Origin of the sequence: Nitrosomonas ureae (assembly GCF_900108305.1) — a bacterium.
Lineage (GTDB): Bacteria > Pseudomonadota > Gammaproteobacteria > Burkholderiales > Nitrosomonadaceae > Nitrosomonas > Nitrosomonas ureae_B.
Genome location: NZ_FNUX01000012.1, coordinates 25,342 through 37,354, shown reverse-complemented (window position 1 = coordinate 37,354; position 12,013 = coordinate 25,342). Strand labels below are relative to the sequence as shown.

At 42.8% G+C, this 12,013-nt stretch carries 9 protein-coding genes; 7 read left to right on the top strand and 2 right to left on the bottom strand.

Annotated features, from left to right (window positions below; genetic code table 11):
- The first annotated feature begins 142 nt into the window (after positions 1-142).
- Genes traJ through C4S39_RS08210 form a run of 7 tightly spaced genes read left to right on the top strand, consistent with a single transcriptional unit; the run spans position 143 to position 8,782 of the window.
- The gene (traJ, locus tag C4S39_RS08240) at positions 143-511 is read left to right on the top strand and encodes a conjugal transfer transcriptional regulator TraJ (protein WP_103966550.1); all 369 of its coding nucleotides are present in this window, start codon (positions 143-145) and stop codon (positions 509-511) included.
- Positions 512-552: 41 nt separating this feature from the next.
- Positions 553-2,181 (top strand): TraI/MobA(P) family conjugative relaxase, encoded by a 1,629-nt coding sequence (traI, locus tag C4S39_RS08235; protein ID WP_103966549.1) that lies wholly within the window; start codon positions 553-555, stop codon positions 2,179-2,181.
- Entirely contained in the window at positions 2,181-4,016 is a 1,836-nt protein-coding gene (locus tag C4S39_RS08230) for a type IV secretory system conjugative DNA transfer family protein (protein WP_103966548.1), read from the top strand. Before traI ends, C4S39_RS08230 begins: the two co-directional genes overlap by 1 nt.
- Before the next feature lie 29 nt (positions 4,017-4,045).
- On the top strand, positions 4,046-4,585 hold the full coding sequence (traF, locus tag C4S39_RS08225; RefSeq protein ID WP_103966547.1) for a conjugative transfer signal peptidase TraF: 540 nt from the start codon (positions 4,046-4,048) through the stop codon (positions 4,583-4,585).
- Between the two features lie 18 nt (positions 4,586-4,603).
- Positions 4,604-4,825, top strand: coding sequence for a conjugal transfer protein TraD (locus tag C4S39_RS08220; protein ID WP_103966546.1), 222 nt, complete (start codon positions 4,604-4,606; stop codon positions 4,823-4,825).
- Positions 4,812-7,640 carry a zincin-like metallopeptidase domain-containing protein gene (locus tag C4S39_RS08215; RefSeq protein WP_103966545.1) on the top strand — a complete coding sequence of 943 codons (2,829 nt, stop codon included), beginning with the start codon at positions 4,812-4,814 and terminating at the stop codon, positions 7,638-7,640. The genes C4S39_RS08220 and C4S39_RS08215 overlap by 14 nt, the downstream gene beginning before the upstream one ends.
- Positions 7,641-7,660: 20 nt before the next feature.
- Positions 7,661-8,782: a JAB domain-containing protein gene (locus tag C4S39_RS08210; protein WP_103966544.1), complete on the top strand. Its 1,122-nt coding sequence runs from the start codon at positions 7,661-7,663 to the stop codon at positions 8,780-8,782.
- Positions 8,783-8,819: 37 nt separating this feature from the next.
- Here C4S39_RS08210 and C4S39_RS08205 read toward each other — a convergent pair whose 3' ends face one another.
- Positions 8,820-11,420 (bottom strand): nucleoside triphosphate pyrophosphohydrolase, encoded by a 2,601-nt coding sequence (locus C4S39_RS08205; protein WP_103966543.1) that lies wholly within the window; start codon positions 11,418-11,420, stop codon positions 8,820-8,822.
- Positions 11,421-11,434: 14 nt separating this feature from the next.
- Entirely contained in the window at positions 11,435-12,010 is a 576-nt protein-coding gene (locus C4S39_RS08200; RefSeq protein ID WP_103966542.1) for a hypothetical protein, read from the bottom strand.
- Between the last annotated feature and the right edge of the window lie 3 nt (positions 12,011-12,013).

Sequence of the window (12,013 nt, the reverse complement as noted above, 5' to 3'; positions counted from 1 at the left end):
TTATTTGCAAACATCGATTATAGTGTTAGTATATTTCTTGAAACTCACAGAACCGGGCAAGATATGTGGAGATGGCCATCTCCACCACAACTTATTCGCACTCTGTGCTCAACGTTGATCTTGCTCTTCGAGGAAAACTGAAATGATTGACAAAAAGAACCCCAAGGCAATCAAAAAAGAAAGAAGAGATAAGAAGCTCAGGGTTCCTGTTTTGCCAATCGAGGAAGCTGCAATAAAGAATAAAGCAGCGAATGCCGGATTAACCGTTGCCGAGTACCTGCGCAACCTGGGTCTGGGTTATCAGGTGCACAGCATTATAGATAATCGGAAAATGGATGCTTTGTTAAAAATCAATGGTGATCTTGGCAGGTTGGGTGGCTTGATCAAACTTTGGCTTACCAATGACGAGCGTGCAAAATATGTTGGCAAGTCACAATTGCATTTAACCTTGGACAGTATCCGAAATACGCAAAGCACGATGCTGGATGCCATTATGAAGCTTAAAAAATAACTTTCGGAATAGTCCTTTTTGACTTAAGCAGCTTAAATACGATGATCGCTAAAATCATACCCATCAAATCAGTGCGCAAAAGCAATTACTCTGCGCTGATACAGTATCTGACTGATCCTCAAGGCAAGAGTGAACGTATCAGTCAGATCAAGGTATCAAACTGTTATTCAGACGATCAGATGGCTGCATTGATAGAGATACAAAACACACAGGAAATGAACACTCGCGCTAAATCAGACAAAACCTGTCATTTGGTACTGAGCTTCCCTGAAGGGGAACGTTTATCCCTTTCTGACCTGAATGCTATTGAAGAGCGATTTTGCGAGGCTCTGGGTTTTGGTGGCCATCAACGCATCAGCGTTGTGCATGATGATACCAATAACCTACATGTGCATATTGCACTCAATAAGATTCACCCCAGAGCCCTCACAATCCATAGCCCCTACTATGACTACAAAAAAATAGCCAATCTTTGCGAGCTAATCGAACAGGAATATGGTTTAGTAAAGATTAATCATGAAACTGTGAGTGATAAAGCATCCAGAGTGGCGCAGGAAATTGAAACCAGAACCGGTGTGGAGAGCTTGCTTAGCTGGATCAAGCGTAAGTGCTTGGATGAAATGAAGCAGTCGTGCAGCTGGCAGGATTTGCATCAGGTGCTTAAAACACATGGCCTTGAAATCAAGGAGCGTGGCAACGGGTTTGTATTGGTTGCCAACAATGGTGTGGCTGTTAAAGCCAGTTCGGTTGACCGTTCTCTCTCCAAAGGCAATTTGACCCAAAGACTGGGCGCTTTTGTATCTGGTGAGCATTCTGTTCAATCTTCAAGCCCAGACACCAAACAATACCAGCCAAGACCGCTACAAAATCAAATGGATACTTCAAAGCTCTATTCAAGATACCAGCAAGAGCAAGCGAATAGCGTCAGACATCGTTCAAGCCAGTGGGTTATGTTGCGCCAAAGCAGAGATCAACTCATTGACCGCGCCAAACGGGAAGCCAAACTCAAGCGAAACATCATTAAAAGCATCAAAGCTGGGAGATTGGCCAAAAAAGCGCTGTATGCAACCGCACATCAGCAATTCAAAACGACTATCGAAGTCATTAAAAGTGATTATCAAAAATCCTATCAGCACTCTAAGGCCCATCATTCCAGAATGGGGTGGCTGGATTGGCTCACATTTGAGGCCAAAAATGGCAATGCTGAAGCATTGGCCGTATTGCGATCCAGAAGATCCGGTCAATTTAAGGGCAACCAGGTATCAGCTAAGCAAAGCAATGATGGTTCCATCGCTAATAGCTACTTCAAGGATGTCTTGGTGGAATCGATCACCAAAATCGGCACAGTCACTTATAAAGCAGGATCAACCACTATCCGCGATGACGGCAAACGGCTCATCGTTCTGCCGGATACATCGCAGAAAGCCTTGAGAGATATTTTGCAAGTGGCCATGAAGAAGTACGGCAGCCACCTGGCGATCAATGGGACAGAACAGTTTCGCCTTCAGATAGCACAGGTTGCAGCGCAAAATAAAATGCGCGTGATATTTGATGAAAAGCAACTTGAACAATACCGGCAGCAGTTAACGAAACAGCATGCTTTAAGTAGAGAGCAATCGGTTGGTCAAAAACGACCCACCACCTCCGTCACCACCCGAAGGAGCCTCTGATGAATAACATCAATCTGAGTTCTAAAGACAGCAGAAATATCACAAAAGACAAAATTATTGTTCGCTCATTATCCATTGTCTGCCTTGTTGGCGGATTCCAAGTCGCCACTCAGTATTTTGCGCAACAATTCAATTATCAACCGCAATTAGGTACACACCTTTTTCATATTTATGAACCCTGGGCAATTCTGGTGTGGGCGAATAAATGGTATGGCGAGTATTCGGGCATCTTCGATCTGGCGGCAGGTTTTGGTATTTTATTTTCCAGTATTGGTTTGATTCTGGTACTGGTCATTAAAATGGTTCTGGCCAATTCATCCCGAACCAATCAGGGACTACATGGATCGGCCAGATGGGCCGAGAAACAAGATATTGAGAGCGCGGGACTGCTGGCAACCGGCAAAAGTAATCACAGTGATGCGGTTTATGTCGGCGGCTGGCGGGATAATTCCGGCAAAACCCGCTATCTGAAACACAGCGGCCCGGAACATGTGTTGTGTTATGCCCCGACTCGCTCTGGCAAAGGTGTCAGTCTGGTTATACCGACCCTGCTTTCCTGGACTCAGAGTGCAGTCATTACTGATCTTAAAGGTGAGTTATGGGCATTAACTGCCGGTTGGAGAAAGCTTCACGCCAAAAACAAGGTGCTGCGTTTTGATCCGGCATCAACCAGTAGCACGCATTGGAATCCGTTAGATGAAATCCCGATTGGCAGCGGCATGGAAGTGGCCGATGTGCAAAACCTGACCACCTTAATCGTCGATCCGGATGGCAAGGGATTACAAACGCATTGGCAGAAAACCAGCCAGGCATTGCTGGTAGGTGTCATTTTACATGTTTTATACAAATCACAGCGAGAAGGAGCTCCTGCCACATTATCCACAGTAGATTCCATGCTGTCTGATCCTGATCGCGATATCAGGGAACTGTGGATGGAAATGGCCATGCAGGACTATCTGGATGGCAAGAGTCATCCAGTGATTGCAGCCAGTGCGCGCGATATGTTGGATCGTCCTGAAGAAGAAGCAGGTTCCGTGCTATCAACTGCAAAATCCTATCTATCTTTATATCGCGATCCGATCGTCGCCAACAACATCAGTGATTCCGATTTTGCAATCCGCGACCTCATGCACCATGAGTATTCCGTCAGCTTGTATATTGTGTCACACCCCAATGACAAATCGCGGTTGCGTCCTTTAATCCGCATTCTGATCAATATGATCATCAGAAAGCTGGCCGATAGAATCACGTTTAAAAACGGTCAACCAGCCGCGCATTACAAACACAAGTTGCTATTGATGCTGGACGAATTCCCAAGCTTAGGAAAACTTGAAATATTTCAGGAATCACTCGCGTTTATCGCAGGCTACGGCATGAAAGCCTATCTGATCTGCCAGGACTTAAATCAACTCAAAAGTCGCGAGACCGGCTACGGGCATGATGAAGCGATTACTTCCAACTGTCACATTCAGACCGCGTTTGCACCCAACCGAATTGAAACAGCGGAACACTTATCCAAACTGACCGGGCAAACCACGGTTATCAAAGAGCAGATTACCACCAGCGGCCGCCGCTCATCAATGATGCATGGGCATGTTACCCGTACCCTACAGGAGACGCAGCGCGCGTTATTAACCCCGGATGAATGTATGCGACTGCCAGGCCCCATGAAAGATGCTGACGGCAAGATCACCAAGCCAGGAGACATGATTATTTATGTTGCCGGGTTCCCGGCCATTTATGGCACGCAACCTTTGTATTTCCAGGATGAAACCTTTGCGGCACGGGCAAAAGTTACCCCCCCGAGTTTCAGCGATAAATTAACCGGACTGTGAGATACCTCGAACTCTATTGAGTCAATTTCATGAAAAAACCCATAAAAATCCTGGCTGTTTTGATTCTGACCATGAGCGTTAGCCTGTTTATTCTGAGTATTGGTTTTCAGATCAGCGGGATTTATATCAATACCACGCCAAGCTTGCCAATGGGTTTTTACAGAATCGTTGATGAACCGGTTGTAAGCGGCACTTATGTCGCTTTCTGCCCACCACAGAATGCGGTTTTTGATATGGCCGTGGCGCGACATTACATCAATACAGGCAACTGTCCGGGCGGTTATGGCTTGCTGCTGAAACGGGTGTTTGCACAATCCGGAGATACGGTTTCCATCGATCAGGCTGGTATCTTTGTGAATGGCGAACACTTACCCAACAGCGCCCAGCTAAAAGCGGATGCTGAGGGTCAACCATTGCCGCAATACCGGCTTAACGTTGTGCTGAATGATGCTGAGTATCTGCTGCTATCCGATTTAAACCCGCAATCCTTCGATGCGCGCTATTTCGGGCTAATTGCGCGTGATCAGATTCAAAAGGTTGTTCGTCCGATTTTTAACTGGAGTCACTAATTAAAAGGAGTCAACGCCATGAATAGACCGCCGATTGATGCTGAAACAAACAATCCTGACATTCAAGAGCAGGTGATACAGGAAAAGCTACTTGATGCAGAAATACCGGGCTTCCAAGCTGAATTTGATCCCTTGGAGGCAGAAAGGCTGGGCGCATTCAAGGAAGACGCCTTAACTGAACAGGATGCACTGGATAGCACGATTGATCATGCGACGGAGGTTGAAGATGAAAGAGGCTAAGAAGGCTTTTCATGAACAAGTCGCTGAGAATCTGATTGAGCAACTCAAAAAGGGAGTCGCACCTTGGCAGAAGCCGTGGAAACCCGGTGATTTGCTGGCCGTATTACCTGTCAATCCAACTACAGGTAAGCGCTACCGGGGCATTAATAGCCTGAACTTGATGAGCCGTGCGCATACGGATCCGCGCTGGTTGACGTACAAGCAAGCAGAAAATCTTGGCGCACAGGTGCGCAAAGGTGAAAAAAGCACGCTCGTGCAATACTGGAAATTTACTGAGGAGCACATCAAAACCGATGACAACAATAATCCTGTACTCAATAATGAAGGCAATCCTATTAAAGAACAGGTGAGACTAGAGCGTCCTAGGGTGTTTTATGCCGCCGTATTTAATGCGCAGCAGATTGATAATCTGCCTGAACTCAATATTAAAGCCCCTGACTGGGATCCACTGGAGCGGGCTGAGCACATATTACAAGCATCCAATGCCGTAATCCATCATGGCGAGGCAGATCGCGCATTTTACCGGCCATCAACAGACAGTATCCACTTACCCCATAAGCACCAGTTTCCGACACCCGATCGCTATTACGCAACAGCAATGCATGAACTGGGCCACTGGACAGGTCATGAGTTGCGCCTAAGTCGTGATCTATCGCATCCATTCGGTAGCGAGGGTTATGCCAAAGAAGAGCTACGCGCTGAAATTGCCAGCATGCTACTCAGCGGTGAATTGGGTATTGGTCATGATCCGGGGCAGCATGTGGCTTATGTGAGATCATGGATCAAAGCGCTACAGGAAGATCCGACAGAGATATTTCGTGCTGCTGCTGATGCTGAAAAAATCCAGGAATATGTACTGGCATTGTCACAACAACAGGAAATTGATATGCAGGAGGCAATCAAGATGGATCAAATCAAGCAAAACACCACAGCTCATTTACTGAATCTCTCACCTGATCTGGCCACCATCGCATCCCACAATATCAAACGGTTTAATGATCTAACACAGGATATGCCAAAAAAAGATCAGGATGCCATCATTCTGGTAGCCGATGCACTCAAGTTTACGAGGGGCGGCGGCATTGATAATCTGGAGTTTGAAGAAGTATCTTCAGACAAACTGGGTTTTAGCATTCCGGCTGACTGGAATGGACAGATACAGATTCAGGGTAATGCGATACAAACCGATGAAAATGGCAACAAATCTGTGGTATCCGCTCAAATGCTGAATTGTGAACCGCAATTCTGGGGCGTGACTATGCAGCGTGATGATCAGACTTTCCAATGGGTGAAAGACTGTGAATCCAAACAGGAAGCGCAAGATTTAACCAATTTGCTTGCACTCATTGATGTCGCTGCCGAAAAGAATGAACATAAAAAAGCCGTCAAGCTTGTCAACATCCATGAAAACCGCACTCGAAATGATCTAATTAGTACTGAAGTATCGATATCAGGAGCCAAAACCGAGCAAGACGATGACAATGCTCGTCAATATTTGATTGTTCCTTATCGTGATAAGGATTTAGCAAAAGCCGCTGGGGCTCGCTGGGACAAAAAGGCCCGTGCCTGGTATGTAGGGTCAGAAGCAGATATTCAAACACTGCAACGCTGGCTACCGGAGAATGTTTCCAGCCAGCAAGAACCGGCTATCGATCCTCACGTGGAATTTGCTGACTTGCTGCGCGCTCAAGGTTGTTTGGTTGATGGCAATCATCCGGTGATGGATGGTAGCAAACACAGAATTAAAGTTGAGAGTGATAAGTCGGGCGAGAAATCAGGTTTTTATGTGGCGCATCTGGATGGTCATCCTGCCGGATATTTCAAGAACAATCGAACCGGTATAGAGACGCGTTGGAAGGCCAAGGGGTATTCGCTCACAGATGAGCAAAAAGCAGAATTGATCGCCCAAGCTGCTATCAAGCAGCAAAATAGAAAAGCCGAGCAACAGGCACTGCACATCAAGGTTGCTGATGCAATTCAACAATTGCTGACTATCGCACCTGCTGCCGATTCCGAGCATCCTTATCTGAAAGACAAGCGTGTCCGGCCAGGCAATCTGAGAATCGTGCCGCAGAATGCGGATGATTTACCCAATGATTCAATCATCAAAATTGGTCAAAACTGGCAGGAAGTCAAAGCGCTGCGCGAAGTATACCCTGACAGTTTGGTATTTACCGCCGGTGATTTGTTGCTGACCGCACAAGATATTCATGGACAAATCTGGAGTGTGCAAACGATACAGGCGAGTGGTGCAAAGCTTTTTGCAGCGGGCAGTAAAAAGGAGAATACCTTTCATGTCGTGGGAAATAACGGTAAGGGATTGGAAGCAGCCATCAATACAGCACCTGTCATCGTGATTGCTGAAGGGTATGCCACCGCAGACACGCTATCCCAGGCGCTGGGTTATCCTGTTGTCGCAGCATTTGATTCGGGCAATTTGCCCAAAGTCGCGCAGGATTTACGTCATAAATACCCGCACAAGCCAATCGTTATCGCAGGCGACGATGATCATCACCTGGAATTCACTCTCGGCAAAAACCCCGGCAAGGAAAAAGCGTTGGAAGCAGCGACATTGGTAAATGGGGCTGTGGTATTTCCGATTTTTGCGCCGGGTGAACGGAACTCAAGGAAATTAAATGATTTTAATGATCTCGCCAATAAAAGCGCGTTGGGTATTGAGGCAGTCAAACGACAAGTTGGATCGGTTGTTGAAAAAATATCTCAGCAGGCTAAGCAGGACAGCTTATTGAAGTTACAAGTCCCTATTGAACCTAAGCAGCAGGAAATCAAGCAAAAACGTGCATTGACCAGGTAATCTTTTAAGGAGACCATAAGATGCGCGATAATATGCTGAAGATTCCAGGAAACCCATTCGATTCTGATGAAGGTGATCTTTATGAAAAAATTGAGACTCGTCCCGGTACTACAGAAAAGCAAAAGAAAGAAGGAAGAGGTGCCTATACAGAACTGCTTGAAGCTCATGCTCGATGGGCAGGTGGCACCTTATTGGGTTGTGATTTCCCGAAAGACTTCAAAGAAAAAGGAGGAACCACTTTCCTGAATCAGCGCATCAAGTCAGGCCATGATCTGGCAATAATGACGCAAATATTACGCGATCCGCGTTATGAGACACTGAGAATCTTCTATACCCGTATGAATCGCATCATTCATCATACGGCTGTGAGTTCCAGATTACCGGGTGCAGTCTATTTGGAGAAGATTGGGCATGCCAAACATGATCTGGGTGTTTTAGTAGAAAAGACTAGACGACATGTTAAAGCAGATGGTTACTGGTTATTGCATAATCATCCATCGGGTAGTGCTACGCCATCGAGTCAGGATGTCAGACTCACAGAGATACTGGCATCAACTGTTCCGAGTTTCAAAGGCCATGTGGTAATCAATACCAGTCAATACAGTGTCATTGATAAAGACGGTCATGTCGATTTTGTGGATTGGATGGGTGATCAGGCAGGAGGTTATCAGAATAATCATTATAAAAGTCATGAGCTGCTTTTGGAGAAAATAGCCTCACCGGAGGATCTGGCAAAGATAGGTCATGCTTTAAAAAAGCGAGATCAGTTTTTTAACTTGATAGGGCTTAGTGCAACAGGTTTTGTATTGTCGTTAAGTGAGTTACCCCTGTCTGTATTGGAGCGTCCTCAAAATCTGCTTCTGGCACGACTACAAAATTTTGCACGCAATTCTGGCGTCAATACGGTATTTGCCATCACGAACACCAATGATTACAGACACCCGGTATTATCCAAAGCCTGTGAAGCTGGCATCTTAAAAGATGTGCTAACCGTAGAGGGCTCTGATTATCGTTCATTGCGGGAAGAAGGATTATTTGCGTCAATGCCCGGTGAAATAAGCGCCATTCTTAGAAAGCCCAGATCCTTTGTGAAGGAAGATGGCGGATTAACCAAGTTAAGGGGCAAAGGACGCAATAGGTAGCGGACTGGATGACTATTTGTGGCGGTATTGAATTCAATTAGAAAAGCTTTAGTTGTGTTTGCTGTGCAAAAACTGAAAGTGATATTTCTAGATCCCCTTTTTTTCTAATTGTGGTGATTTCCGCACTTATGGTTTTATCTCCAATAAAAAATTGCGGTGTTTCGCTCTTCCATGAGTCAAGTACAATTGGTGCTGTAACTTTTAATAAAATTTCCTTAGTTGCCGCATGTTCTCTTTTATCAGTCCATTTATTTATTCTAGTTTCGGAACGACGATAAGGTGCATAATTAGAGACACTCTGAAATTCGTTTAGAGGCAGTGAATTTTGAGAAGAATCTAAATTGTATTTTGTAGAAGGCAATGGATTTGTGGTTTTTACGAGAACAACACCATCCTTAAATCCACCAACTTTATTTAGTTTTCTTTCCTTTGCTTTTGTGACTTCGGACATGTCTGCTTTTAAACTATTTAATATCCCATCTATAACTTCTTGGACATCTGATAATTCTTCGATTATTGAGTCATGATCTTTCGCATCTAAAACTTCAAGAGATTCTTCTACCAGTTTTTCACATAAAGCTCTTAATAGGTCATCACCTATTAAACGTTCAGCTTTTACAAGTTCTCCACCCGATTCAATTTTTTGAGGGATCTTGTCTCTAACTAACTTATTAAATACCTGCTGCTCATTATCACCTTTAAATGTAGTACCTGCTTCTACATTTGCGCCCGTTTGAAGAAGTTGATAATAAGCATGAGAAAGAGTAGCTCCTTCTAGAAAAATAACAGCATCAATTTTTTTAACTAGCCCACCAATTTTTTGTAATGCATTTCTATCACGTAACAATATTTCATCTTGAGGTTTTACAAGCACTCTTCTAATACTCTTGTCATTCGAATCTACAAGTGCTTCTAGTTTTGCAATATCTTCAAAATTTTTAATTTCAAATATTTTATCAAAATGCGTTTTATTTCTATGACCATGACTTCTTTGTATTTTTTTTAAGTCATATTCTTCATGATACCAAGGTAAAACCGAAGCTGTAGAAAATTCCTTTGGGACACCAACAAACCACATGATGCTTAGTGGCTTATCTTCTTGAGTCGATATCAGTCTAGAATCACAAGCTATTTTTTGGATCCATTTTTTATATCTAATGCTGCTTTTCCAATCATACGGTTTGGAAATTGCTTGATTTATCCATGTACCATTTTCATTTGGGGCAACACAATTACGTTTAAAGTTCTTCTTCTCTGTGAGAACGTAATTGTCGATTGATGTACTAGCCTTATCGATATCTGAATATAGTGTGTCAACAATATAATTATCATGTGAGTTGTAATACAATCCTTCGGGAATACCCCATAAAGCTTCAATTTGGACTTTCCTTTCCCCTGGTGCAGAGAAAGCAAAAGCTGATGCTTCAGCAGGAATAAAGTTATGAAAAATGAAAGCTAATTCTATAGGCCCTGAAACTTGACTCAAAAGAATTTTAGATTTATTTATTAACCATTCTTTTGCATCTTCAATATTTCTGACTTCATGTGTGCGAGGAAGAAGCTGTTTATTTGATAGTTCATCACTAACAATATCGGTTCTTATAACCAATGAGGATCTTACCAATTCACCAATATCGTGTAACAACTCTTCTTGGAAATTTCCATTAGAAATTTCTTTTATTACTCCCTGATTATCTAGAACATATAAACTGGTTATCGGAAGATCAAGTTCCATATAAGTAAAAACATTGTTAATCTTATGATACTTCCTACCATGTTCTTTCGATATTTTAGAAAGTATTTTGGGCACGAAGGAAGAATGTGATTGATTATTTTTTTTACAGTGTTTTACAGGATCAAAATTTCCTAATAAACTTTCAACATCAGCCTGAACCAAATATATGATTTTGCCATCCCATACCCATTCAAAATGCAATCGACATTGATGTGCAGTTCCCCATGATGCTGCTTTCTTTAAAACATTTTGTAGAGATATTTTGATATTACAATCTAGGGGTTTTAGCGCAGACTCAAAATTATTTTCTTTACTTCGCCAATTGCGCAAATTAATTTGAAATGGCTCTTTTTCATTTTCTATTTCACCTAACCAATCTCTTGATTCTTTGGAGCATCTTCGTTCATTTGATAGATGACCTTTGGCAGAAACCAACGAGTATTTCTGAATAATAAGATTTATTTGTTCGTTTCTTAGCGTTTCATCTGAGATGATCTGTACTAGCCAACTTATTAGGTCATCAGCTAGTTTATTGGATCTTGCTATTTTTGTATGGAATTTTCCTCGATTCTGGATGGATTCGTTTATCCCGGAAGATCTCAAAGTTAGATGCGTTTCATTATCTAATCCAGTCTTTTTAAGTGCAAAAGTTAGTTCGAGAAACCATTTTGCAATTAGCAAATGAAGTTGTGAGTGATCCATCTTGCTTGCAGATGCTACAAGCTCTCCAGAGACTACAAAAAATGGGAGTGTCCATAAAGATGGAATACAAGCAAGACCGAAAGCTTTTTCACCTACTAATTCAGTTGAAACTTGATCGGGTAATAATTCAATAATTTCATCTTTATGTACCAATAGAATATTATTGATAGGAGTTAATCCATTAATAATATTTTTTGACATCACTTTTATGTACTTTATTTTTTATGATGTAAGCTTGTAGGACCAAAAAGAACCATTGCAATTTCATACATTTTTCCGATTGCTTGGTCAGCAAAATAACCAACTAAGAATCCAATGCCTATAGCCGATGCTGCTGAATGACTAAATTTAATGGTATCTGACCCAATATAACTTGCGCTAATTAATGTACCGACAGCAAAAGATATGCTTATAGACATAAAAGGTGATAACAATCTCCAAATTTGTCTGTCCAGGTGCCAATATCCACGCGCAACTACCCGGTACATGTACTTTATCGAAAAGGTTGTTCCCCCTAATAGTCCCGCAAAACAATAGTAGCTGTAAATACGAAAAATTTTTGGATCTAATATTTCTGGATTAAAAAGAAAGTTTTCGAGATATCTATTCCACGTTAAAAGTATTCCGAGAAGTGACATAAGAAGCAGAATAAATAGATAGATAGACTCGAACCTTATAATTTGCATCGCATCTTTAGGATATTTGCTTTGCCATTCATATTGTTGCCTTCCATCAGTAGGCTCAGCCGTGCTCGCATTGGGATCATGTGCTTCATGGCTATTGTTACTCATCGG